This is a genomic window from Novosphingobium sp. 11B, assembly GCF_054589055.1.
Genome location: NZ_BAAILP010000272.1, coordinates 46,517 through 70,890, shown reverse-complemented (window position 1 = coordinate 70,890; position 24,374 = coordinate 46,517). Strand labels below are relative to the sequence as shown.

Here is a 24,374-nt window from a genome sequence, read left to right as displayed (position 1 = left end):
CCGCGGCGCCGCCGGGCTGGCCGGCCAGCCATTCCCAATGGCGCGGCAACAGCGTGACCTCGCGCGCCTCCACGCCGAGCGAGGGCCGCCCGCGCGGACGCGGTGCGGCGGGTTCGGTCAGGTCGAGATCGACCTGCCGCCCGGTATCGTCGTCGAAGGCGAGCAGATCGCTGCTGCGGGCGAGCGGACCGAGATCGCGCGCAAAATCCCTCAGGGCCTGGGTGAAATCCCCCGGCTGTCCGCGCGCGATCACGTCGTCCTTGTAGAATACGGTGACGGCCATGGGCACTTCCTTTCGGACAGCGCCGCTACATTAACCCGGATGAAATTGTCAATATACCCGGATTAAAATTGATCCAGGCACGCTTTTGACGGGAAGCGGCCGCTTTATCCTCCCTGTTCCGAAGGAATGGGGAGGTGGCAGCCCGCAGGGCTGACGGAGGGGTTTGCCCCCTCCACCACCGACTGCGTCGGCGTCCCCCCTCCCCATCGCTGCGCGACAGGGAGGATCAGGCAATGTCCGCAATGGGCAGTCCGAATAGCCCTACCGCCCCAGCGCCTCGCTGAAATGGCGGCGACACAGCGCCACGTAGCGGTCGTTGCCGCCGATCTCGGTCTGCGCGCCCTCGCTGACGGCCCGGCCGCCGTCATCCACGCGCAAGTTCATCGACGCCTTGCGCCCACAGTGGCACACCGCCTTGAGCTCGATGAGCGAGTCCGCGATCCCCAGCAGGATCGCCGCTCCGGGGAACAGATCGCCGCGAAAATCGGTGCGCAGGCCGTAGCAGAGGACCGGAATGCCCACCTTGTCGGCGATGTCCGCGCATTGCCACGCCTGCGCAGCGGTGAGGAACTGCGCTTCGTCCACCAGCACGCAGGACAGCGGCTCCACCGCGTGGGCGGCGCGCACTTGTTCGCACAAGTCGGTCAACGGGCCGAACCGGTGCGCCGAGGCATGCAGGCCGATGCGGCTTTCGATCGCGTGATCGGCGCCCATTCCGGCGCTGCGATCGTCTATCGCGGCGGTCCACAGCATCGTCTTCATACCCCGCTCACGGTAGTTGAAGGCTGCCTGCAGCAGCGTCGTCGATTTGCCCGCGTTCATGCTGGCGTAGTAGAAATAGAGCTTGGCCATCGGTTGCTGGGGATAACACCGCCCCGAATGCGGCGCACGGTCTTTCCCGGGCTTCTCCCCGGGTCAATTGCCCTTAACAATCAAGATCGAAGTCCAAGGGAGTGCCGGATGAGGCCGTGGTCATGAAGAAGCCGGGCGCATGAAGAAATTGATCGCCGCGCTGGCGGCCTTTGCGCTGCCCGCGCTCCTTGCTGCCTGGCTGGCGCTCGCGCCGCTGGGCGGGCAGTATGCCTCGCTCGATCCGCTCGCCGAGCGCGTGATCGGCATGCAGGGGCGCAATGCGGCCGTCTTCGCGCTGCTGATGGCCGGGATCGGCCTTGCCGTGCTGGCAGCGCTCGCGGTGCGCGGCAAACCCGCGGAACGACTGACGTATCAACCGCAAGTCGCACCGCAGCAATTCGGCCGCCGCCGCCGCAAGCTCACCGCCGAACCGGAACCGGTTGACGAAGAGAGCCTCGAAGAAGACGCCCTCCCGTTCGAGGAGCCTGCCACCGAAGAGCCCGCGGACGAGCCGGAAGCCCCCGCCCTCCCCCCGCAGCCGACGGTGGCGTCTGCCCCCGTCGTGCTCGTGCGCAAGCAGCGGGAGCGGCGGCGCGACTGGTTCGGCGATGCCAGTTGGCTCGGCGGCCTGCCGCGCCTCGGCAATGCCGAATGGCCGCGCGACGAAGCGGGGACGCCGCTGCCCTTCGCGGCGCAGATCAACTTGTCCGAACTCGCCGCCGCCCGCCCGGACATGCCGCTGCCGCGCAGTGGATCGCTGGCGTTCTTCCTCGGCGCGGGTGCAGTCGTCGCCGTGCCGGAGGGCATCCACGACTTCACAGACCCGCCCACCGATCTACCCCCCGCCTATGACGAGGGAGGGCTGCCCTTCCCCACCCGCCATACCCGCCTGACCCGCTGGTTCTTCCCGTTCTGGCCGGTGAGCCCGGTGGCGCTCGACCCGACCGGCCCGCAGAGCGACGCGGCGCTCGCCGTCCGCCTCGGCGCGGCCTTGCGTGATCATACCTTCTACGCGGCGGGCGTCGGCGCTCCGGTCGAGGCCCTGTGGTGGCATGCGGTGATCCATTTGTCCGACCGCCTGCACGAGGCGCTCGACGAGGCGCCGCGCCTGCTTTCCCGCCGCCGTGACGAGATGGCGCGCCAGAACGCGGAAATCGCCCGACTGCGCACCGATGCGGCCGCGATCCCCTACGCACTGGAAGATGCGCAGGAGATCGCCGAGCAGATCGAGGGCGAATACGCGCTGCTTCAGGACCAATGCGCCGCGCTGCCCGCTATGGTCGCCGCGCTCGACCAGTTCATCGCCGGGCGCGAGCCGATGAAGCGCCTGACGGCCGAGGAACTTGCGGTGGTCGGCGACATCCTCGCCGAGCTGCACGAGAGGTACGGCGAAGTGGTGCAGGCGCACCTGCCCGGCACGCTTGCCGACCTCGCGACGATCTCGCTGCGCACGATGGTGTCCGGCCCACCCGAAACCCTCGCCGCCGTGCCGGACGCCGTGCTCTCACGGATCAACCGCGAATACCGCATGCCGCCCGTCCATCACCACCGGATGCTCGACGCCGAAACCGACGGCAGCGAAGTCCTGCTGCTGCAACTCGGCTACGACGACCTGATGGAATGGGCATGGGAGGAAACCGGCGCCTGGCGTTTCCGCATCGGCGCCCAGGCCCTGCTTACCAGAGACTGGCAGGCAGCGACGCTGGCGTTCGAGACGGACTGACAGGCCGGCCGGTCAGGACCGCGCCTCGGCCAGCAGCACTTCGGCGAGCGCTTCGGGACGGGTATTCATGACCTGATGCCCGGCATCGATGCGGTGCAGTCGGCGCGCATGAAGCCGGTCGGCGAAGCGCTCCTGCCACGAAGCCGGCAAGGCCATGTCGCGCAAGGCGACGACGTAGCAGGCCGGGATCGCGCGCAAGTGGTCGTAGCGCCATTCGCTGTAGGTATAGGCGCTCGCGGGCCATCCGTCGTGGCCGAGCTTTCCAAGGAAGGCTGCCGCCTCGCCCTCCTCCATGTCGTTGCAGAACATGGTTGCGTAGCGCTCGGCTTCGGACCCGGATGGATAGCCGACTTCCTCGACACTCGACCCGCGCGGCCCGCGCCCCATCTGATCGAGCGTCGTCAGGCCCGGCAGGGGCGCCGAACAGGTGACGTAGGCCAGCTTGCCGATGAGGCCGCCGGGCGCAAGCTCGGCCATGTGCGGGATCGTCATGCCTGCCTGTGAATGGCCCACCAGCATGACCTCGCGCAGCCCGGAGGCGAGGATGTCGCCGATCAGTTCGCGCGTCGTGTCGGCGAAGGCATAGGCGGCGGTATCCACGCCGCGCTTCGCGCCGCAACCGGGTGCATCCAGCGCAAGGCAGCGCACTGCCCCGCCGGACTGACGCCCGACCGCCGCGATCGTCTCCTCCCAGACCCAGCCGCCCTGTCCGCCGCCATGGAGGAACACCATGTCGCGCATACCCGCTCTCCCGATCATCGAATTGCGATCAGGGTAGCGGGCCGGGCGAGCGGAGGAAGAGGCAGCGCCGGGTGATCGTCCCGGCGGTGCGGACGGTCAGCCCTCGAGGTCGCGCTTCACGCGCGGGTCGTTGAGCAGCGCGTCGATGCGGCTCGCCTCGTCGAACGTCTGGTCGGAGCGGAACTGGATCTTGGCCGCGAACTTCAGCTTGAGCCGCTGGGCGACCTCGCGCTGGAAATAGGCGGTGTTGGTCCGCAGCGCCTTGAGCACTTCCTCCTCGTGCTCGCCCAGCAAGGGCTTCACGAAGACGGCGGCCTGCCGCAGATCGGGTGTCATGCGCACTTCGGTGACGGAGACCGTATGCGCGCTCAGCGTGTCGTCGTGGACCTGCTGGCGGGCGAGAATCTCGGAAATGACGTGGCGCACCTGCTCACCCACCTTGAGGAGGCGGACGGAGTGCTGTTCGGGAGTTGTCTGGTTTTTTGCCATTTGATGCGTCCATGTGGGCCGGGCGCGACAATTTGCAACAAACTGTTACGCCTCCTTACCCGGCTCTTGGCGTTATCCCGGATGAAACGTGCCGTCAAAGGAGTCGCACCATGAAAAAGTTCACCGCCGCCCTGCTCAGCGCCGCGCTGCTGGTCCCCGGCATCGCCGCAGCGCCTGCCATGGCGCAGCCCGCCCACCACGACGATCGTGGAAATCGCGACGATCGCGGCCCGCACAAGACCGTCGTGACGCAGAAGACGACCTACAAGTCCTTCCGCAAGGGCCAGAAGTTCGATCGCCGCTATGCGCGCAACTATCAGGTCGTCGACTATCGCAAGTACCGCAACGTTAAGGCGCCGCCGCGCGGCTACCACTACGTGCGCTCGGGCAACGACATGCTGCTCGTGGGCATCACCAGCGGTATCGTCGCCTCGGTGCTGGCGGGCCAGTTCCGCTAAGGCCGACTGGCGGGATCAGAGGGCGGGCCGCTCGCGCGGCCCGCCCTTTTTCATGCCATCTTCGCGGCGATCCGCGCGAGCGAGCGCACGTTGCGCGCGGTGCCCCGGCAGCCGAGACGCCGCTCAATGAAGGCATTGGTGAGCTTGGAATGGCCCGCGCCGTCCACGTAATCGATGTAGAGGCAGCGCGGCCCCATCGCGATCTTCTCCGGCCCGCGCCCGGCATGGTCGGCCACCAGCTTGTCGAATGCCGACTGATCGGCATCGCGTTCCAGGAACAGCGTGTGGACGTAATGGTCCTGTCCGATTCCGGTGAACGGATTGTCCTCCACCGCCGAGCGTACTTCCCCGGCGTTGCGCACGGCGGCAAAGGTGTTCATGTCGAAGCGGTCGAGCATCATGTGCGCGAACAGGTCTTCCAGCCCGTCGGTAGGCCGCTCGTCAAAATCGAACAGGACGTTGCCGCTGGCGACGACGGTTTCGACGTTCTCGAACTCCTCGCGCTCGAAGGCATAGCGCAAGTCCGCCATGGTCAGGCGGTTACCGCCCACGTTGATCGAGGCGAAGAAGGCGCAGTAGCGGGTCATCTTGAATGTTTCCGAAGATTGATGAAGGCCGACCTCGCCTACCACGATTGATGCGCCCGGTTAAAGTTCCGCAAGGCCCGGAAGGCGCGCCCTTGCAAGGGGGCGTGGAGCGATGTAATTTACGGCCGTTACCGTGGTTTGAATGTCCATTCAGCCTGCCGAGCCCGGACGTTGCAGCGTCCGGGCTCTTTCCATTTTGGAGGCTGGGCATATCGGAGGCCGACGTTGCAGCGCCGACCTCCTCACCGGTTATTTACGCCCCAGTTCGATCAGCTTGATCGTCAGGGTCACGAGCGCGACGATCAATGTCGCTACGCCCAGAACCAGTGTTACCGTCGTCTGCAAATCCATCCGCATCACCTGCCTTTCCGCCGCCAGTTGCGACCGACGTGGTATAGGCGCGATGCGCATCCGCTCCCGATTAAATCCCGGCAAACGAAAGCGGCCACCGCCGGGTCTCTCCGACGATGGCCGCATCGATCAGCGTTGATGTAAGATCGAGCCTTAGCCGACGGTACGCTCGCGGTGGCTGACTTCGAAGACTTCGAGGTGGTCGCCCGCCTTGATGTCGTTCGTATCGGCCAGCACAACGCCGCATTCCAGACCGGCGCGCACTTCGTCGACGTCGTCCTTGAAGCGGCGCAGCGAGGAGATCGTCGTCGCCGAAACGATGACGTCGTTGCGGGTGAGACGCGCGCTGAGACCCTTGCGGATGTAGCCCTCGACCACCAGCAGACCCGCTGCCTTGTCGCGCTTGCCGGCCGGGAAGACCTGCTTGACCTCGGCGCGGCCGACGACGGTTTCGATGCGCTCCGGCCCCCAGATGCCCGCCATCTGCTTCGCGACCTCTGCGGTCAGCTCGTAGATGACGTCGTAGTACATCATCGGCGTCTTGGTACGCTCGACCAGTTCGCGCGCCTTGGCGTTCGGACGGACGTTGAAGCCGACGATCGGCGCACCGCTGGCAGCCGCCAGCGACACGTCGGTCTCGGTGATCGCGCCGACGCCCGAGTTCAGGATGCGAACCTTGATCTCGTCGTTCGAGAGGGCGTGGAGCGCGGCGTTGATCGCCTCGACCGAACCCTGCACGTCCGCCTTGATGACCACCGGGTACTCGATGACCTTCTGCTTGTCGGCCAGAGCCGAGAACATCGTGTCGAGGCTGGCGGGCGCCATCGCGGTGCGCTTGGCGGTCGCCTGCTCCTGACGCCAGGCCGAAACCTCGCGCGCGCGGCTTTCGCTCTCGACCACGGTGAGCATGTCACCGGCCATCGGCACGCCGCCGATACCCAGCACTTCCACCGGCATCGCGGGCGGAGCGACCTTGAGCTGACGCCCCTTGTCGTCGAGCATGGCGCGCACGCGGCCGCTCTCGGTGCCGACGACGAGGATGTCGCCGACCTTGAGCGTGCCACGGTTGACCAGCACCGTCGCGAGCGGACCCTTGCCCTTGTCGAGCTTGGCTTCGATCACGGTGGCTTCGGCCATGCGGTCCGGGTTGGCCTTCAGTTCCATCAGTTCGGCCTGGAGCAGGATCTTCTCGATCAGCTCGTCCAGACCCTTGCCGGTCTTGGCCGAGACTTCGACGTCCTGCACGTCACCCGACATTTCCTCGACCACGATCGAGTGTTCGAGCAGACGCTCACGCACCTTCTGCGGGTTCGCTTCGGGCTTGTCGCACTTGTTGATCGCGACGATCATCGGCACGCCGGCGGCCTTGGTGTGATTGATGGCCTCGACCGTCTGCGGCATGATGCCGTCGTCGGCCGCGACCACCAGCACCACGATGTCCGTGACGTTGGCACCGCGCATACGCATCTGCGTGAAGGCGGCGTGGCCGGGGGTGTCGAGGAAGGTGACGAAGTCGCCGCCCTTGGTCTTGATCTGGTAGGCGCCCATGTGCTGGGTGATGCCGCCCGCCTCGCCGCGCACGACGTCGGTGCCGCGCAGCGCGTCGAGCAGCGAGGTCTTGCCGTGGTCGACGTGGCCCATGATCGTGACGACCGGGGGGCGCGCCTTCAGCGTGTCCTCGGGATCGACGTCGACGGTGTGGTCGATGTCGATGTCGCTTTCCGACACGCGCTGGACGTTGTGGCCAAATTCCTCGACCAGCAGCTCCGCCGTATCCTGGTCGATCGTCTGGTTGACGGTGACCATCATGCCCATCTTGAACATCGACTTGACGAGGTCCGCCGCCTTTTCGGCCATGCGGTTCGCCAGTTCGGCGACGGTGATCGCCTCAGGCACGATGACGTCGCGAACCTGCTTCTCGCGCGGCTGCGAACGGCCGCTGTAGCTGGAACGACGCTCCTTCTCGCGCGCGCGCTTGAGCGCGGCGAGCGAACGGGCGCGTGCGCCCTCGTCGTCGTTGAGCGCACGGTTGACGGTCAGCTTGCCGGCCTGGCGACGATCGCCGCCCTTGGCATTGCGGTCGTTCTGCGAGCTTGCCGCCGGGCGGGCCGGGGTTGCCGGGCCCTTCTTGGCGCCGAGCGGCGCGCGCGCGGCAGTGCCACCAGCGGTATTGCCACCGCCCGAGGTCGAGGCCGCAGGCGCGGTCGGTTCGGCACGGCGCGGCTCGGGGCGCTGCACCGGGGTGAAGCGACGCGCGGCCGGAGCCGGAGTTGCGACCGGCGCGGGAGCCGGGGCAGGTGCAGCGGCCTTGGCGACAGGAGCCTGCGCAGGCGCTTGCGCCACCGGTGCGGGAGCCTCGGCAGCAGCCGGAGCTTCGACGACGGCCGGGGTCTCGGCTGCGATGGGCGCTGGTGCGGGTTCGGGCGCAGCGACAGGCTCGGGCGCCTTGACGGGCTCGGCCGTTGCGGCGGCTGCGGCAGCCGCTTCCTCTTCGGCGCGGCGATTGGCTTCGACGCGCTGCTTTTCTTCGTCGATGGCGCGCTGACGCTGTTCCTGCTCGCGGCGGGTCGCCTCCTCGAGCATCTGCATGCGAGCTTCCTCAGCCTCGCGCTGCATGCGGGCGACGCGCTCCTGCGGCGTTTCGTTCGAGGGCGCTGGGCGACGGACGGGCGGCGGGGGCGGAGCCGCAGGACGCGGTGCTGCAGCCTGCGGAGCAGGTGCCGGAGCAGCGGCGGGCGCCGGAGTCGCTTCGCCTTCGGGCTTGCCGCCCGGCATCAGCTTGCGGCGCTTCACCTCGACCACCACCTTGTTGGTGCGGCCGTGGCTGAAGGTCTGCTTGACCTCACCCGCTTCCACTGAGCGCTTAAGCCCAAGCGGCTTGCGGCCCAGGGTCGGTTTGTTGTCGGTCTCGCTCATATTTCTCGTCTTCGCCCTTCGCTCAATTCGTCGTCACGGAGTCGGCCTGGGCCGCTCCGTCAGTGTCATCCATGCCGGGCCTGTGTAAGTCACTTTGGCCGTCGTCCCCGTTCGAGGCCTCCCGGCTGATGACCTGCCCTTGGAAATGCAGGAGGCGCTTTAGCAGCGTTTCGACTCGGTCAGCCGCTCCGCGATCGTTCAGCGCCAGGTGAACGACGTTGTCGCGGCCCAATGCCACAGACAACGTGTCCCGGTCCAGAGGCAAGGTGACGCCTCGCAGACCAGTTCCTTCCGCCTCGGACCCGACCCGCCAGGCCTGGTCCAGCTTGCGCGATCCGTCCTCGCGCGCGTCGGCGGCATGGGCAAGCCATTCGACCCGGCCCTCACGCGCGTTCTGCGCGATGCGGTCCGAGCCCATGAGCAGCCTGCCCGATTTCAGTTCGAGGCCCAGCCGGTCGGTAAGCGCGCGGGACAGCGCAGCCTCGATCCGATCCGCCAGGTCGTCGGGGATGGTAATGGCCGCGCCTTTGTAAGCGCGCGCCAGTGCTCCCTTAAGTTTGTTCTTCGACACCGCGATTTCAAGGGTCTCGCGAGAAACGCCGATCCACGCGCCGCGCCCGGGGGCACGCGCGTGGACGTCGGGGAGCACCAGACCGTCCGGCGAGATCGCCAGACGGATGAACTCCCCGCGCACAGCCTTCTCGCCGGAGAGGATGCAGGTCCTCTCCGCCGAATTGCCGTCAATGTCGGAGCTTACGCGCTCATTGCGAGGATTCCGCATCGGCGGCCTCCTCGGTCTGCGGTTCGTCTTCGAACCAGTGAGCGCGCGCGGCCATGATGATTTCGTTGCCCTGCTCTTCGGTCAGGCCGTACTCACCGAGCACGCCGCCCTTGTCCTCGTCGCGGCCCGAGCGCTTGTTCACCGAACCGTCGCGGCGACGCTGTTCGGTGCGCTTCTTGGCGATGAGTTCGTCGGTCGCGAGGTCGGCGAGGTCGTCGAGCGTCTTGATGCCGCCCTTGCCGAGCACGACCAGCATCGCTTCGGTGAGGTGCGGCAGTTCTGCCAGCGCATCCTCGACGCCCAGCGCACGGCGGGCTTCGCGGTTGGCTTCCTCGCGGCGATCGAGCGCTTCCTGCGCACGGTTCTGCAGTTCTTCGGCCAGCTCTTCGTCGAAGCCTTCGATGTTCGCCAGTTCGGCGGCATCGATATAGGCGACTTCTTCCAGCTCGCTGAAGCCTTCGGCGACCAGCAGCTGCGAGAGCGTCTCGTCGACGTCCAGCTCTTCCTCGAACATCTTCGAGCGCTCGACGAATTCCTTCTGGCGCTTCTCCGAGGATTCCGCCTCGGTCATGATGTCGATCTGCGAGCCGGTCAGCTGCGAGGCGAGGCGAACGTTCTGGCCGCGACGACCGATTGCCAGCGACAGCTGGTCGTCAGGCACCACGACTTCGATGCGGCTTTCTTCCTCGTCGATGACGACGCGGCTGACGGTCGCGGGCTGCAGCGCGTTGACCACGAACGTCGCGGTGTCCTCGCTCCAGGGGATGATGTCGATCTTCTCGCCCTGCATTTCCTGCACGACCGCCTGCACGCGGCTGCCCTTCATGCCGACGCAGGCGCCGACCGGATCGATCGAGCTGTCGTTGCTGATGACGCCGATCTTGGCGCGCGAGCCCGGATCGCGGGCAGCGGCCTTGATCTCGATCACGCCGTCGTAAATTTCCGGGACTTCCTGCGCGAACAGGCGCTTCATGAAGTCCGGGTGCGCGCGGCTGAGGAAGATCTGCGGGCCGCGGTTCTGGCGCTCGACGCGCAGGACCAGCGCCCGCACGCGCTCGCCGACGCGGGCGGCTTCGCGGGGGATCTGCTGGTCGCGGCGGATCACGCCCTCGGCGCGGCCAAGGTTGACGATCACGTGGCCGAACTCGACCGACTTGATGACGCCGGTGATGACTTCGCCGGCGCGGTCCTTGAACTCTTCGTACTGACGGTCACGCTCTGCGTCGCGGACCTTCTGGAAGATCACCTGCTTGGCCGACTGCGCGTCGATGCGGCCGAGGTCTACCGGAGGCAGCGGATCGACGATGAAGTCGCCCAGCGCAGCGCCCTTCTGGAGCTTCTCGGCCTGCTTGAGATCGACCTGCTTGAAGTAGTCCTCGACCTCTTCCACGACTTCGACGACGCGCCACAGGCGCAAGTCGCCGGTACGCGGATCGAGCTTCGCGCGGATGTCGTTCTCGGCGCCGTAGCGGTTGCGGGCCGACTTCTGGATGGCTTCTTCCATCGCCTCGATGACGATCGACTTGTCGATCATCTTTTCCGAAGCAACGGAGTTCGCGATCGCGATCAGCTCGGCGCGGTTGGCGGAAATCGCACTGGCCATGGCTTAGTCTTCCTGTTCCTCAAGAATGTCGTCCGCGCCGCTGGTATCCTGCGGGCGGCTTGCTGCGATGAGCCTGTCGGTAAGGATCAGCCTTGCCGACTGAACGTCTGCGAGCGGGAAGGACACGCGGCCGGACTTCTTGTCCTCCAGCGTGACCACTTCGCTTCCTGCCTCACCCTCGATGCCGACGAGGTCGCCGTGCAGGCCCTTGCGGTTGCCTTCGACGGGATTGATCAGGTTGATCTTCGCCTCATGGCCCGCCCAGTTGGCGTAGTCCTTGATGCGGGTGAGCGGACGGTCGATGCCCGGCGAGCTGACTTCGAGGCGATAGGCCTCCTCGATCAGCGTCTCGCCCGCTTCCTCCAGCGCATCCATGCGGTCGGAGATGCGGTGCGACAGCGCCGCGCAGTCGTCGAGCACGAGCTGGCCGGTCTTCGGGTCCTCAGCCATGATCTGGAGCGCGATCTCGTCGTCACCGACTTCGCTCTTGCCGAAAATGCGCACGCGAACGAGATCGAAGCCCAGGGCGGCGACCTCCGGCTCGATGACTTCGGTAAGGCGTGCGATATCGACCAATCTGGCTTCCGTTTCGTTTGTGCTTGCCGTGTGATGAGCAACGCGGTTTCGCGCCGGCCCCTACCGGCGCCAGCCCGTTCGTTGTTTCACCAATTACGGGATGACGGCCAGATAGTCGCGATTCTGGAAAAATGCAAGGGGAGAAGGGTCAGTACCCGGAGATGAGCATGTCGAGGGCATTGCCGATCGTGAGATCGTGTTCGTGGAGCGACGTCACCCGAATCCGTAAATCCGACGCCGGCACCGATGTAACCAGTTGAGGCACCATGACGCAGCGCACGCCCTCAATCTCGAAAACGGGATTTAGACGCGGAACCGGAGGCGGTGCTTCGGCAAGTGGCAACAAGGGCGCGACAAACCTGGTCGCGAAGTCGCTCAACAAGTCAGCCTGACAATCAAGCATGTAGCCATCACGATGCGCCATTCGATACACATCGAATTTGGCCATTAGAACGGGCGATAGCGAGCCAGAGGCAACCCGTTGCGCTCGACATAGTCATTGAAAGATGCAATCGCCTCGGCATTTTCCCGCCGCCAGCGATCGGCCCGCGTTTCCGCGACCTGTTCGGCAAGCCCCCGTTCGCAGGCACTGGATACGTCCACATCCAGAGCACGCGCCTCATCGAGAAGCGCTGCATCCAGCGAAACGCTGGCAGCCTTGCGGATTACGGGAGCAGAAGCCTTGGACATGCCCGCATCCTACATGCGCCGACAACGTGCCTCAAAGCATTAAATGTCCGATATCGAGCCTAAGCCCGCCCCTGATGCAGCCCGTGCTTCTTGAGGCAGTGGCGCAACTGGTCGTAAGTCAGGCCCAGCGCGCTCGCCACCTTGCGCTGATTCCAGCGCAGGCGTTCCAGCGCCGCCAGCAGCAGGCCGCGCTCGTGCGCCTCGACCGCGTCACGTAGAGAGGCTGGAGCCTCGAACGGCATTTCCGGCTCCACCGTGCAGGGCAGCGGCGCAGGCACCACCTCCGCCATCGCGCGCAGACCCCATGCACTGACGAAGGGATCGAACACCACTTCCGCGATCGGCGCAGCCTCATCCCCCCAGCGGTAGACCGCGCGCTCGACCACATTGCGCAGTTCGCGCACGTTGCCGGGCCATTCGTGCGCCTCCAGCGCCTCCATCGCGGCGCCCGAGAAGCCGGGGAAGCGACCCCACTCCAGTTCGCTGGCCATGCGGCGGCCGTAGTAGTCGGCCAGTTCCGCGACGTCCCCTTCCCGCGCGCGCAGGGGCGGCAGGGTGATGACCTCGAAGCTCAGTCGGTCGAGCAGATCGGCGCGAAAGGTGCCCTCGGCGGCCATGCGCGGCAGGTCGGCGTTGGTGGCGGCGACGATGCGCACGTCCACCGTCACCGCGCGCGACGAGCCGATACGCACGACCTCGCCATATTCGATCGCGCGCAGCAGGCGCTCCTGCGCCGCCATCGACAGGTTGCCCAGTTCGTCGAGAAACAGGGTGCCGCGATCCGCCTCCTCGAACCGCCCTGCCCTGGCCCGTGTGGCCCCGGTGAACGCGCCCGCCTCGTGGCCGAACAGTTCGGCCTCGATCAGCGTTTCGGGCAGCGCCGCGCAGTTGAGGGTCACCAGCGGCTCACCCCAGCGCGGCGAGAGGTGGTGCAGGCGCTGGGCGATCAGTTCCTTGCCCGTCCCGCGCTCGCCGATGACGAGGACCGGACGGCGCACGGCGGCGGCACGGCTGGCCCGCTCGACCGCATCGAGGAAGGCAGAGGACTGGCCGATGAAGTGGGTGTCGCGCTCCATTCCTGAAAGTTAGCGAAATTTACCATTCATTGGCAATTCATTTTACGCGCACTTTCGCACGGAGAAACCGAAATCCCGCAAATCCGCCATTCGCGCAGTTTGGCACGGGGGTTGCTATTACCTCGGCAAGACCAAGTTCAGGACTAGAGGAAACTTCGACATGCTCCCGATCACTGCGAACAGCACCGGCCAGGGACGCTCCACCACCCCGCGTTCGACACTGGCCCGCACCAAGCTCGACTGGGCGATCATCGTCAGCATGCTGGCGATGGGCGCACTCAATCTCGTGGCGCTGGCCGACAAGGTCGCGGTGCCCGAGGCGCATGCCTCCTCGGTGCATTCGTGCGGAGCGCCGCTCGCATGAGCAGGCTCGACGCGGAGATCGAAGTGCTCCAGAATCCCGCCCCGAACGCACACTTCAATCCGGGGCGCGCCTACCGCTTCGACGCCGATGACATCCGGGCCACGACGGGTACTTTCACCTCGGGCCGCAGCTTCACCACAGGAACCACCGCCATGGGCATCTTCTCCCGCACCCGCGACATCATCGCCGCCAACTTCAACGACCTGCTCGACAAGGCCGAAGACCCGGCCAAGATGATCCGCCTGATCATCCTCGAGATGGAGGAGACGCTGGTGGAAGTGCGCACCAGTTCGGCCCGCACGATCGCGGACCAGAAGGAACTGCGCCGTCACGTGGGCAAGCTGGACAAACTGCAGGCCGACTGGAACGACAAGGCGCAGCTGGCGCTGTCCAAGGACCGCGAGGACCTTGCCCGCGCCGCGCTGATGGAACGCAAGAAGGCCGCCGACATGGCCGAGCAGCTCTCGGCCGAGATCCTGGTGCTCGACGATGCGCTGCGCGCCTACGAGGCTGACATCGAGAAGCTGCAGACCCGCCTGCGCGAGGCCCGCAGCCGCCAGTCGTCCATCGCGGCCCGCTTGCAGAGCGCGGAAAACAGGGTCAAGCTGCGCACCCTGCTGGCGAACGAGCGCGTGGACGAAGCCATGGCCCGGTTCGACCAGCTGGAGCGCCGCGTCGACTACGCGGAAGGCCGCGCCGAGGCCATGAGCCTCTCCGACCGCCGCCAGCCGACGCTCGCCGAGGAAATCGCGGCCTTGGCCGATGGCGACTCGATCGACGCGGAACTCGCGGAGATGAAGCGCCAGATGGCCGACAAGCAGCAGTAAGACATTCGAGGGAAGGGAAAACAGGCAATGTCTCGCGGACAATTCTATCTCGACAAATCGAACGCCAAGATCTCGGGCGTGTGCTCGGGGATCGCGGACTACACCGGCGTCGATGCGCTGTGGATCCGGCTGGGCGCCGTGCTGCTGCTGTTCGCCGGGTTTCCGATCGTGATCGCCATCTACTTCGGCGTGGCCTGGCTGGCAGACAGCCGCCCGATGGGCCTCTATTCCGAGGACGAGGAAATGCGCCTGCTGCGCCGCATGGAACGCCGCCGCGCCCGCAAGGGGCTGACGAGCGGGGGGCTGAATTTCAGCCAGCCGTCCAGCTCCAGCCGCCTGCGCACCGACTTGTCCGACATGGACCGCCGGATCGCGGACATGGAGGCACACTATTCCAATAGCAACTCGCGCCTTGCGGCCGAGATCGACTCGCTGCGCTGACGCGCACGCGCCGGGTAACAGGGACACGACGACATGGAAGACGCAATCTGGGTGCTGATCCCGCTCGCACCGTTCATCATGGGCGGCTTCGCGATCTGGACCAAGCACCAGCGCAAGCTCGCCGAACTGCAGATCGAGGCGACCGCAGAAAAGGCCGCGCAATACGCCTCGCACAGCCGCGAACTCGAAGAGCGCGTGCGGGTGCTGGAGCGGATCATCACCGACGGCGGCTATGACACCGCCCTCCAGATCGAGGCGCTGCGGGACCGGCGCGAGGTCGAAAGCGCCCGCACGGCCGAGCCCAAGATCAACTGAGGAGACCGCCATGCAATGGGGTGGACCGGACTTCGTCCTCGTCATCGTCGGCATCTGTACCGGCGGCTGGGTGCTCAACAACTGGATCCGCGCGCGCCACGGCTATGCGCTGGAGGACGAATGGGGCGGCAAGACCGAGCGTACGGATCACGCCGCTGGGGCGCGACTGGCTGAGGAAAACGCGCAGCTGCGCGCCCGGCTGGAAGCGCTGGAGAGCCGCACCGCCAGCCTCGAAACCATCGTCACCGATACCGGATACACGACCGCCGCGCAGATAGAGAGCCTGCGCGCGCCGCTTCAGAAGGCAGCATCGCAATGAGCCCCGGCGATTTCCTCGGCCTTTGCGCCGTCCTCATCACCATCATCTCTGTCTTCGCGATCCTGATGGGCGCCTACAAGCGCCGCCTGGCCTTCCTCGAGCGCAAGCTGGAGATCACCGTCGGCGCGACCGCCGAAAAGGCCGCACAGTACGCAGCGCAAAACAGCACGCTTGAAAATCGCGTGCGGGTGTTGGAAAGAATCATCACCGACGGCGGCAGCGGCCACGACATCGCGCTCCAGATCGAAGCGCTTCGAGTCGAGGACGCGCACGACGGCGATAGGGTGAAGGTGACCAAGCAATGAGTTTCTGGACTGCCGTAGTCGTTCTTTTCGCCATCGGCTGCGTGACCTGGCTCAAGTCCCAGCGCTACCGCGCGCTGGGCGACAAGCGGGACCGCGAGGCCGGCGGCTACGATCACACCGCCCGCGAACACGAACTGGAGCGCGAGGTCGAGACCATGCGCAAGCGCATCGCCGTCCTCGAACGCATCGCCACCGACGAACGGCGCGGCAAGGACCTTGCCCGCGAGATCGACGCCCTGCGGGATTGACATTTATCGCCAAATAGGTTATATGGCCCAGCATCCGGAGCGGCGAATGATCACGTTGCTCCGGTGTATCGGGTCGGCGTCGTGGGCCGGGATGCGGTTTCAGCCGCGATCGCGCAAACCACGCGTCCATCGAAGACCCGGACTGTCTCTGCGCTACCGGAAACGCCGTCCATACGATCCTTCGACACGTCGTTGGGCATGGGACGGCCATCCCGGATAGCCTTCGGCCGATAACGACGCGAACCCTAACGACGGCCACATGGGACTTTCCGATGGAATACAGGTCGAGCCGGGCTGCACCGTGAGTTACCCGGCCGCTCGCCAGAGCTTCACGGAAAACAAAACCCTGCGTCCCAGCTTGGACGCTCCCGACGCCGACCCGATGTTCACTTCGGTTGCGTTGATTTCCCCGGCGTAATGGCCCGCACTCGCCAGCGGGTATTTCCGCGTGCGCTAACTGCACGCACACCCCCGTCATCCCAGCGAAGGCTGGCACCGCTGGCCGCGTAAAACCCAACCCTCGACAGGGCGTTTGAACGATAGTTTGCCGTAACAGGCCAGCGGTCCCAGCCTTCGCTGGGATCACGGGGTTAGGCGCGCATCCTCCCCGGCACGGGGAGGGGGACTACCCGAAGGGTGGTGGAGGGGCGCCATCGCGCGAGGGCACTTCCCTTCGATCTCACGGCAAACCACCTGTGCTCCTCCACCATGCTTCGCATGGTCCCCCTCCCCTTTGGGGGAGGAATAAAAAACCCCCGGCGGGGAGGAGATCCGCCGGGGGTTCTTTGTGCGAGCATTCAGCGAAGGACGTTTGCGCCCGTCCTCAGTTGAACTTCGCCCGCAAGTTCAGGCCGGCATAGCGATCCGCGTCGCGCGGGATCATCAGGCGCTGGCCGTTCGTGGTGTTGAGCAGCACGTAGCTGTCGTCGAGGATGTTGCGGACCATGAAGGTCAGGCGATACTTGTCCTCGGCGTCCGACACGCCGATGCTGGCGTTCCAGATGCCGTAGGGGTCGATCTCGCCGCTCTCGCCAAGGTCCGAGAACTGCTTCGAGACATGGTGCCAGTCGCTCGACAGGTACAGCTTCACCGGGCCGACGGGGACGTCGTAGTCCGCGCCGATGGTGTAGCTGAACTTGGGCGCGAGCGGCAGGCGGGTGCCGTCACGCGCGTCGGGCGCGTTGGTCAGCGGGTTGGGGTTGAACTTGCGCACCTTGGCATCGGCATAGGCCGCATTGGCACGGAAGGTCAGGCCCTCGGTCGGGGCGACGGTGAGGTCGGCCTCGAAGCCCTTCGAGCGCACCGAACCGGCGTTGGTCAGGCTGGTGGTCGTCGCGCCGTTGATGAGCACGAAGTTGTTCGCCTGGAAGCCCTTGTAGTCGACCAGGAACGCGGCCGCATTCAGCTGCACGATGCGGTCGAACCACTGGCTCTTGAAGCCGACCTCGAAGCTGTTCGACTTCTCGGGATCGATCGGTTCGGCGTTGTTGGGCGCGGTGTGGTTGAAGAAGACGTTGAACGCCGGGCCCTTGTAGCCGCGCGTGTAGCTGCCGTAGACCATCACGTCGTCCATGACGTCGTACTGCAGCACCGCCTTGCCGGAGAAGTTGTTGGCGCTGGTGTTCCCACGCGAAGTATCGGTGCCGTTGCCGCCGCTGGCGATAGTGCCGCCCGCGCCATAAGGCAGCAGGCCCGAAGCCGCCATCGGCAGGCCGGTGGCCGCATCGATCGCGGCGCCGCGCACGTGGGTGAAGCTCACGCTGTCATGCGTGTAGCGGCCGCCCAGCGTCAGGCGCAGTTCCGGCAGGAAGGCGTAAGTCGCCTGACCGAACAGCGCCCAGTTGCGGAACGAGACGTCGCTGCGCGAGGTCGCCGAGACATAGTGCGTGTTGACGGTGTCGGCCAGGTTGCACGGCCGCGCGCCCGTCGCCGCATCGATCGGCGAGGTCGAGGTGGTGCAGGTCACGTCGCTGCGGGTGAAGTCCTGCGTGTTCTTGGAATACCACAGGAAACCGCCGACCTGATACGTCAGCGCCTGGTTCTGCGGCGAGGCAAGGCGGACTTCGGCGGAGACCTGGTCGGTCTCGACGGTGCCGCGGTCGTGCAGCTGCGGAGTGGCGGCCTGCGCCGGGATGGTGCCCTGCTGCGGGGTGGCGGCGATCGCGCGCGGCAGGAAGTCGCCGTCGCGGATTTCGGTGTTCTTCCAGTTGCGATAGCCGGTGACGATCGAGAGCGTGTGATCGGCGAAGGTATCGATGTCCGCGCTCATCGTCAGGCTGTACTGGCGGTCGAGCGAGCGGGTGATGAGGTTCTGGTTGACCTCGCGGGTGTCCTCACCCTGCGGTGTGATGCCCAGTTCGTTGTCGATCACGGTGCCGCGCGACACGCCGGTCACTTCGGCGCAGCAATCGTCGTTGGCCTTGAAGTAATCCGCGATCAGGCGGAAACGGCCGCCCTCGCCGTTATAGTCGATCAGGCCGCGCGCGCCGTAGTGCTCGTAGCCGTTGACGGTCTTGTCGTAGTAGGTGTTCTTGATGTTGCCGTCGAAGTTTCCGTAGAAGCCGGTGAGGCGGCCGGTCAGGTTCTCCGAGATCGGGCCGGAGACGGTCATCTTGGCGCGGTATTCGTCGTCGGTGGTGCCCGAAACGTTGGCCTCGGCCTCGAAGTCCCTGGTGCCGCCCTTCGACACGATGTTGACCAGACCCGCCGAGGCGTTCTTGCCGAACAGCGTACCCTGCGGTCCGCGCAGCACTTCGAGGCGGTCGAAGTCGACGAGGTCGAGGAACGACTGGCCCGAACGGCTCAGCACGATGCCGTCGACAACGGTGGACACGCTGGGTTCGGCCGCGACCGAGAAACTGATCGTGCCGACGCCGCGCATCACGATCGCGCTGTTGGCGTTGGTCGTACCCTTGCGGAAGGTGACCGAGGGGACGATCGAGGTGATGTCTTCCAGGCTCTTGGCGCCGGCGCGGGCCATGGCCTCTCCGGTGACCGCGCTGATGGCGATCGGCACGTCCTGGACGTTCTGGCGAACCTTCTGCGCGGTAACGATAATCTCGTCGACCTGCGCGCTGGCCGGAGTCGCGGCGACAAGCGCGACGGCCGACGCCGAAAGCGCCAGCGCAGTGCGCGCAAGCGTGATGGTGGCGTGCGAAATCATATGTTTTCCCCTCCTGCTTATGCGGAGCCTGAGTGTTTGAGCCTCAGGTCGTCCTGTCGGTTGCACCCCTCTTGATTGGGTCGAACATTTCTGTCAAGCGTTGTCATATCGGGACAGCACGACGGCGACGAGCGTGCTGCAGAATAACAACAACATGGCTCATGGGACTGGAAACGTGTCGCTGACTTTCGACGTTCGGGAAGATGGATTCGCCTGCCTGCTGGCTGGCCGCGCGGTTCTGCGTGGATCAGCGGACAGCCCCGCTTTCGCGGTGGCGCACGGCGCTCCTGAAGTGGAAATGGTGCGCGGCAACTTCGCCATCAGCGATGCGCCGACCGGCCGTGTGGAGCTGGGCTTCGCCGCGCTGGACGGCGCCGACATCGTCCTTTCGGCCAGTGCCGGGGCCGCGCCGATGCTGCGCGTTTCGGTGAAGGGCGATTCGCTAGACATCGCGGTGCTCGATCCCGCGTACGACCGCGTCTGGGTCGATCTGGCCGCGCTGCCGGGCGAGCATGTCTGGGGCGGCGGGGAGCAGATGAGCTACCTCGACCTCTCGGGCCGCCGCTTCCCGATCTGGACCAGCGAACCCGGCGTGGGCCGCGACAAGTCCACCGAGCTGACCCGTAAGATGGACCAGAACGGCATGGCCGGCGGCGATTACTGGTGGACCAATTATCCGCAGCCGACGTTCCTGACCTCCAGCCTGTGGGCCTGTCATCTGGGCAGCAGCGCCTATTCGGTGCTCGATTTCACCGATGCCGCCCGCCACCGGATCGAGGTCTGGGAAGGCGCGTTCACCCTCGAATTCTTCGCTGCCGACGACCTACCTGCGCTGGTCGGCGCGCTTTCCAGCCGCTTCGGCCGCCAGCCCGCCCTGCCCGACTGGGCGATCGGCGGCGCCATCGTCGGCCTCAAGGAAGGCGACGTCAGCTTCGCGCGCCTTGAGAAGATCATGGACGCGGGCGCCGAAGTCTCCGGCCTGTGGTGCGAGGACTGGATCGGCATCCGCCAGACCAGCTTCGGCCGCCGCCTGTTCTGGGACTGGTCGTGGAACGAGGCGCGCTATCCCGAACTGCCCGCCCGCATCGCCGCGCTGGCGGAGAAAGGCGTGCGCTTCCTCGGGTACGTGAACCCCTACCTCGCCAATGACGGCAAGCAGTACGCCGAGGCCGAGGCGCTGGGCTATCTCGCGCTGCGGCAGGACTCGGACGCGGTCTATCTCGTCGATTTCGGCGAGTTCGACTGCGGCGTGGTGGACTTCACCAACCCCGCCGCGCTCGACTGGTTCGCCGACCGCGTGATCGGGCGCGAGATGCTGGACTTCGGCCTTTCGGGCTGGATGGCGGACTTCGGCGAGTACCTGCCGGTCGATCTGCGCCTCCACGACAGCAGCGACCCGATGCTGATGCACAACCGCTGGCCCGTCCTCTGGGCCGAAGCGAACGCGCGCGCCGTGGCTTCTCGCGGCAAGACCGGCGAGGCGGTGTTCTTCATGCGCGCCGGGTTCTCGGGCGTGCAGGCGCATTGTCCTCTGCTGTGGGCGGGCGACCAGTCGGTTGACTTCACCCGGCACGACGGGATCAACACCGTGCTGACGGCCGCGCTTTCGGCGGGTCTGGTCGGTAATGCCTATTCGCACAGCGATGTCGGCGGCTACACCAGCCTGCACGGCAACGTGCGCACGGCGGACCTGATGATGCGGTGGTGCGAACTGGGCGCGTTCTCGCCGGTGATGCGCAGCCACGAGGGCAACCGCCCGGACGACAACCTGCAGATCGATTCCAGCCCGGAACTCCTCGGTCAGTTCGCCGCGATGTCGCGCGTCCACAAGGCGCTGGCGCCTTATGTCCGCCACCTCAGCGACGAGGCCGTGGCGACCGGTCTGCCCGTGCAGCGCCCGCTGTTCCTGCACTACTTCGAGGACGCGCTGTTCAGCGTGCAGGACCAGTACCTCTACGGTGCCGACATGCTGGTGGCGCCGATCATCGAGGCCGGGGCGACGCAGCGCGAGGTCATCCTGCCCGGCGACACACCGTGGCGTCACCTCTGGACCGGCGAGGACTTCGCCCCCGGCACGCACACGGTTGCCGCGCCCTATGGCCAGCCGCCTGTTTTCTACTTGCCCGGCAGCAAGTTCGCGCCTCTCTTCGCATCGTTGAAGGCATGACGACACCTCCCCCCTCCCTCGTCATTGCGAGCCCCGCAGGGGCGCGGCAATCCAGCGCGTGCGCAAGCCGCCCTGGGTTGCTTCGCTTCGCTCGCAATGACGGACGGTGGGGCGGGATGCCTGCGTCGTGCACGGGGGAGAGCACATGAGCGAACGGTCCAACATCAAGGACGTCTCGGCGCTGGCGGGCGTATCGATCAAGACGGTCAGCCGCGTGCTGAACGGGCACCGCTACGTCAGCACCGACACCAAGGAGCGCGTCGAGAAGGCGATGCAGGAACTCGGCTTCCGGCCGAGCGTCGCCGCGCGCATTCTGGCGGGCACCAAGTCGGGCCAGATCGCGCTGATCTACGACAACCACAGCCCCTACTACATGAACCAGATCCAGATGGGCTGCTGGGAAGCCTGCCAGCAGAACGGCTCGCGCCTCCTCGCGCAGCCGGTGGACGTGGCCGACCCGCTGGTCGGCGAACAGGTGCGCGGTCTCGTCACCGAGACGCATGTGGACGGCATCGTCCTCTCCTCTCCCGTCACCGACTGCGTGCCGGTGCTGAAGGCGCTGGAGGGCATGGACATCCCCTTCGTGCGCATCTCGCCGGGCACCAACCATGCGATGACCTCCTCGGTCTTCATGGACGATGCGCAGGCGGCGGACGACATGACCAGCTACCTCATCGCGCGCGGCCATCGCCACATCGGCTTCGTGAAGGGGCACTCCAACCACATGGCCTCAGAGGAGCGCCTGTTCGGCTACCGCCGCGCGCTAGACCGCGCGGGGCTGCCGTTCGAGCCCGCGCTGATCGCTCCGGGCGAGTTCGATTTCGACAGCGGCGTCGCCGCGGCGCAGCGGTTCCTCAAGGGCAAGCGCCGCCCCACCGCGATCTTCGCCAGCAACGACGACATGGCGGCGGGCGTGCTGTCCGTCGCGCACGACATGGGCCTCAACGTGCCCGACGACCTCTCGGTGGTCGGCTTCGACGACACCATGGTCGCGCGGATGGTCTGGCCGCAGCTGACCACGATCCGCCAGCCCACTCGCGAACTGGCGCATGCAGCCACACAGCTTCTTCTCGAAGGGGCGCAGGCCACGCACCGGCGCCTTCCCCACGACCTGATCGAGCGTGCCTCGGTCGCCCGCATCAATCCCGATCTTCTCTCCTGACAGGAACACCCATGACCTACCTCCCCTCCCCGGCCGCCCGCCGCCAGCTTGGCAAGAGCGGTATCGAAGTCTCCGCCCTCGCCTGGGGCAACTGGCGCATGGAAGGCGAGGCCTCCGATGCCGTGCGCCTGCTCCATGCCGCGCTGGATGCCGGGATCGACTTCATCGACACCGCCGACATCTACGGCTTCGACGGCAAGGGCGGCTTCGGCGATGCGGAAACGCTGCTGGGCAAGGCGCTCGCCAGCGAACCGGGCCTGCGCGAGAAGCTGGTGATCGCCACCAAGGGCGGCATCATGCCCCCCCTGCCTTACGATTCGAGCGCCGAATACCTGACCTCGGCCATCGACGCCTCGCTCACCCGCCTCGGCACCGACACCGTTGAGCTGTGGCAGATCCACCGTCCCGACATCCTTACGCACCCTTCGGAAATCGCAAAGGCCGTCGAAGCGGCACATAAGGCGGGCAAGATCCGCAGCTTCGGCGTTTCCAACTTCACCACCAGCCAGATCGCCACGCTGCAGCAGTTCGTGAGCCTGCCGATCGTCTCCACCCAGCCGGAAATCTCGGCCCTGCGTCTCGACACAATCGAGAACGGCGAACTGGACCAGGCGATCGCCATGGACATGGCCGTGCTGGCCTGGTCCCCGCTGGGCGGTGGTCGTCTCGCCGCGCCGGAAGACGCCCGCAGCAAGGAAGTCGCCGCGCTACTCGATCAGGCGGCGGAAGAGTTCGGCGTGTCGCGCACGGCGGCCGCCTACAGCTGGATCATGGCGCACCCGGCGCGCATCATCCCCATCGTCGGATCACAAAAGGCCGACCGGATCGCGGAAGCCACTGACGCACTCAAGGTCCGCTGGACCCGCGCCAGCTGGTACGCGGTACTGGTCGCATCGAAAGGAGAGCCCCTGCCGTGAGCACTACTGAAAAGACCTGTGAGGTAAGCTGGTTTTCGGCGCTGTGCGACGATGACTACGAGTTCCTTGGCCAGCCCGATCCGGCGCTGGCCTCCAGCTGGGAGCATTGCCGCAACATCGTGCTGCAGGCCGAAAAGGGCGGGTTCGACAACATCCTGCTCCCCTCCGGCTATGCGCTGGGCATCGACACCACCATGTTCGCGGGCGCCATCGCCCCGCTGGTCGAGAAGATCCGCCTGCTCTGGGCGGTGCGCATGGGCGAGGACTGGCCGCCGCAGCTGGCGCGCCGCATCGCCACGCTCGACCGCATCCTGGGCGGGCGGCTGACGGTGAACATCATATCCTCCGACCTGCCGGGCGAGAAGCTCGACAGCCGCGCCCGCTACCAGCGCACGCTTGAGGTGATGCAGATCCTCAAGATCATGCTGAACGGCGAGCACCTGAAGTACGAGGGCGAGTTCTACAACCTCGACCTGCCGCCCGCGCGCATCACCACGGTATCGGGCAAGTGCCCGCCGCTCTACTTCGGCGGCCTGTCCGAAGACGCGCGCGAAGCTGCGGCCAAGGGTTGCGACGTCTACCTGATGTGGCCCGACACGATGGACAAGGTGCGCGAGACAATCGCGGACATGACCGCACGCGCGGCGAAGTACGGCCGCACGCTCAAGTTCGGCTACCGCGCTCACGTCATCGTGCGCGAGACCGAGGACGAGGCGCGCGTCTATGCCGATCGTCTGCTGTCCAAGCTGGACGATGCGGCGGGCGAGGCGATCCGCCAGAAGTCGCTCGACACCGCCAGCGTCGGGGTGACCCGTCAGGCCGAACTGCGCGGCGCGGCAGGCGGCGACGGCTTCGTGGAAGAGAATCTGTGGACCGGCATCGGCCGCGCACGTTCGGGCTGCGGGGCCGCCATCGTCGGCGATCCGGATCAGGTGCTGGCGAAGATACGCGCCTATCAGGCCGAGGGCATCGATGCCTTCATCCTGTCGGGCTATCCGCATGCGGCGGAGGCGGACCTGT

General features: G+C 66.3%; 27 protein-coding genes. 13 read left to right on the top strand and 14 right to left on the bottom strand.

Annotation, left to right across the window (positions count from 1 at the left end; translation table 11 throughout):
- Both ACYPYD_RS23370 and ACYPYD_RS23365 read right to left on the bottom strand, forming a co-directional pair.
- On the bottom strand, positions 1–283 hold a 283-nt coding region (locus ACYPYD_RS23370), incomplete at its 3' end, for a DUF2239 family protein (protein WP_459665811.1).
- Between the two features lie 261 nt (positions 284–544).
- Complete coding sequence (locus tag ACYPYD_RS23365) at positions 545–1,135, bottom strand: thymidine kinase (protein ID WP_008830671.1); 591 nt, start codon at positions 1,133–1,135, stop codon at positions 545–547.
- 139 nt (positions 1,136–1,274) lie between these two features.
- Here ACYPYD_RS23365 and ACYPYD_RS23360 point away from each other — a divergent pair, with 139 nt between their 5' ends.
- Complete coding sequence (locus ACYPYD_RS23360; protein WP_459665808.1) at positions 1,275–2,858, top strand: DUF1963 domain-containing protein; 1,584 nt, start codon at positions 1,275–1,277, stop codon at positions 2,856–2,858.
- 12 nt (positions 2,859–2,870) lie between these two features.
- Here the strand turns inward: ACYPYD_RS23360 and ACYPYD_RS23355 are convergent, their stop codons facing one another.
- Both ACYPYD_RS23355 and rbfA read right to left on the bottom strand, forming a co-directional pair.
- Positions 2,871–3,599, bottom strand: coding sequence for an alpha/beta fold hydrolase (locus ACYPYD_RS23355; protein ID WP_459665806.1), 729 nt, complete (start codon positions 3,597–3,599; stop codon positions 2,871–2,873).
- A 96-nt stretch (positions 3,600–3,695) separates the two neighbouring features.
- Positions 3,696–4,088, bottom strand: a complete 393-nt coding sequence (gene rbfA / locus ACYPYD_RS23350) for a 30S ribosome-binding factor RbfA (protein WP_008830674.1) — start codon at positions 4,086–4,088, stop codon at positions 3,696–3,698.
- A gap of 110 nt (positions 4,089–4,198) precedes the next feature.
- Between rbfA and ACYPYD_RS23345 the strand changes: the two genes are divergently transcribed.
- Positions 4,199–4,546, top strand: a complete 348-nt coding sequence (locus ACYPYD_RS23345; protein WP_008830675.1) for an RcnB family protein — start codon at positions 4,199–4,201, stop codon at positions 4,544–4,546.
- 50 nt (positions 4,547–4,596) lie between these two features.
- On the opposite strand, the gene ACYPYD_RS23340 is transcribed toward ACYPYD_RS23345, so the two are convergent.
- From ACYPYD_RS23340 to pspF, 9 genes are all read right to left on the bottom strand, one after another.
- Complete coding sequence (locus ACYPYD_RS23340; protein WP_036530253.1) at positions 4,597–5,133, bottom strand: DUF1697 domain-containing protein; 537 nt, start codon at positions 5,131–5,133, stop codon at positions 4,597–4,599.
- A gap of 249 nt (positions 5,134–5,382) precedes the next feature.
- Positions 5,383–5,544 (bottom strand): hypothetical protein, encoded by a 162-nt coding sequence (locus tag ACYPYD_RS23335; RefSeq protein ID WP_459665805.1) that lies wholly within the window; start codon positions 5,542–5,544, stop codon positions 5,383–5,385.
- Between the two features lie 93 nt (positions 5,545–5,637).
- A complete protein-coding gene (infB, locus tag ACYPYD_RS23330; RefSeq protein ID WP_289357541.1) occupies positions 5,638–8,400 on the bottom strand; it encodes a translation initiation factor IF-2 in 2,763 nt (920 codons plus the stop codon).
- Between the two features lie 22 nt (positions 8,401–8,422).
- The gene (locus tag ACYPYD_RS23325) at positions 8,423–9,181 is read right to left on the bottom strand and encodes a DUF448 domain-containing protein (RefSeq protein ID WP_008830678.1); all 759 of its coding nucleotides are present in this window, start codon (positions 9,179–9,181) and stop codon (positions 8,423–8,425) included.
- Complete coding sequence (nusA, locus tag ACYPYD_RS23320) at positions 9,162–10,784, bottom strand: transcription termination factor NusA (RefSeq protein ID WP_008830679.1); 1,623 nt, start codon at positions 10,782–10,784, stop codon at positions 9,162–9,164. The genes ACYPYD_RS23325 and nusA overlap by 20 nt, the downstream gene beginning before the upstream one ends.
- A 3-nt stretch (positions 10,785–10,787) precedes the next feature.
- A complete protein-coding gene (gene rimP, locus ACYPYD_RS23315; protein WP_008830680.1) occupies positions 10,788–11,360 on the bottom strand; it encodes a ribosome maturation protein RimP in 573 nt (190 codons plus the stop codon).
- Positions 11,361–11,508: 148 nt separating this feature from the next.
- Positions 11,509–11,808 (bottom strand): CcdB family protein, encoded by a 300-nt coding sequence (locus ACYPYD_RS23310; RefSeq protein ID WP_285021243.1) that lies wholly within the window; start codon positions 11,806–11,808, stop codon positions 11,509–11,511.
- A complete protein-coding gene (locus ACYPYD_RS23305; protein WP_459665803.1) occupies positions 11,808–12,050 on the bottom strand; it encodes a type II toxin-antitoxin system CcdA family antitoxin in 243 nt (80 codons plus the stop codon). The genes ACYPYD_RS23310 and ACYPYD_RS23305 overlap by 1 nt, the downstream gene beginning before the upstream one ends.
- Positions 12,051–12,109: 59 nt before the next feature.
- Complete coding sequence (gene pspF, locus ACYPYD_RS23300; RefSeq protein WP_459665801.1) at positions 12,110–13,126, bottom strand: phage shock protein operon transcriptional activator; 1,017 nt, start codon at positions 13,124–13,126, stop codon at positions 12,110–12,112.
- Positions 13,127–13,286: 160 nt separating this feature from the next.
- Between pspF and ACYPYD_RS23295 the strand changes: the two genes are divergently transcribed.
- The 7 genes from ACYPYD_RS23295 to ACYPYD_RS23265 are packed head-to-tail and all read left to right on the top strand — an operon-like array spanning position 13,287 to position 15,945.
- Positions 13,287–13,490, top strand: a complete 204-nt coding sequence (locus ACYPYD_RS23295; RefSeq protein ID WP_271181914.1) for a hypothetical protein — start codon at positions 13,287–13,289, stop codon at positions 13,488–13,490.
- The gene (pspA, locus tag ACYPYD_RS23290; RefSeq protein WP_008830685.1) at positions 13,487–14,317 is read left to right on the top strand and encodes a phage shock protein PspA; all 831 of its coding nucleotides are present in this window, start codon (positions 13,487–13,489) and stop codon (positions 14,315–14,317) included. Before ACYPYD_RS23295 ends, pspA begins: the two co-directional genes overlap by 4 nt.
- 27 nt (positions 14,318–14,344) lie before the next feature.
- A complete protein-coding gene (locus tag ACYPYD_RS23285) occupies positions 14,345–14,758 on the top strand; it encodes a PspC domain-containing protein (protein ID WP_459665798.1) in 414 nt (137 codons plus the stop codon).
- Between the two features lie 33 nt (positions 14,759–14,791).
- Positions 14,792–15,073, top strand: a complete 282-nt coding sequence (locus tag ACYPYD_RS23280) for a hypothetical protein (RefSeq protein WP_008830687.1) — start codon at positions 14,792–14,794, stop codon at positions 15,071–15,073.
- Between the two features lie 10 nt (positions 15,074–15,083).
- Complete coding sequence (locus ACYPYD_RS23275; protein WP_008830688.1) at positions 15,084–15,392, top strand: hypothetical protein; 309 nt, start codon at positions 15,084–15,086, stop codon at positions 15,390–15,392.
- A complete protein-coding gene (locus tag ACYPYD_RS23270; protein WP_271181918.1) occupies positions 15,389–15,697 on the top strand; it encodes a hypothetical protein in 309 nt (102 codons plus the stop codon). The genes ACYPYD_RS23275 and ACYPYD_RS23270 overlap by 4 nt, the downstream gene beginning before the upstream one ends.
- Positions 15,694–15,945 (top strand): hypothetical protein, encoded by a 252-nt coding sequence (locus ACYPYD_RS23265; protein ID WP_271181919.1) that lies wholly within the window; start codon positions 15,694–15,696, stop codon positions 15,943–15,945. The genes ACYPYD_RS23270 and ACYPYD_RS23265 overlap by 4 nt, the downstream gene beginning before the upstream one ends.
- Before the next feature lie 823 nt (positions 15,946–16,768).
- On the opposite strand, the gene ACYPYD_RS23260 is transcribed toward ACYPYD_RS23265, so the two are convergent.
- Positions 16,769–19,108 carry a TonB-dependent receptor gene (locus ACYPYD_RS23260; RefSeq protein WP_459665796.1) on the bottom strand — a complete coding sequence of 780 codons (2,340 nt, stop codon included), beginning with the start codon at positions 19,106–19,108 and terminating at the stop codon, positions 16,769–16,771.
- Between the two features lie 154 nt (positions 19,109–19,262).
- Between ACYPYD_RS23260 and ACYPYD_RS23255 the strand changes: the two genes are divergently transcribed.
- The 4 genes from ACYPYD_RS23255 to ACYPYD_RS23240 form a co-directional block, all read left to right on the top strand.
- Positions 19,263–21,275 carry an alpha-glucosidase gene (locus ACYPYD_RS23255; protein WP_459665888.1) on the top strand — a complete coding sequence of 671 codons (2,013 nt, stop codon included), beginning with the start codon at positions 19,263–19,265 and terminating at the stop codon, positions 21,273–21,275.
- A gap of 145 nt (positions 21,276–21,420) precedes the next feature.
- Positions 21,421–22,437 (top strand): LacI family DNA-binding transcriptional regulator, encoded by a 1,017-nt coding sequence (locus ACYPYD_RS23250; RefSeq protein ID WP_008832778.1) that lies wholly within the window; start codon positions 21,421–21,423, stop codon positions 22,435–22,437.
- A gap of 11 nt (positions 22,438–22,448) precedes the next feature.
- A complete protein-coding gene (locus ACYPYD_RS23245) occupies positions 22,449–23,354 on the top strand; it encodes an aldo/keto reductase (protein WP_459665794.1) in 906 nt (301 codons plus the stop codon).
- Positions 23,351–24,374, top strand: a 1,024-nt coding sequence (locus ACYPYD_RS23240; protein ID WP_459665792.1) for an LLM class flavin-dependent oxidoreductase, incomplete at its 3' end; no start/stop codon positions are given. The genes ACYPYD_RS23245 and ACYPYD_RS23240, both read left to right, overlap by 4 nt.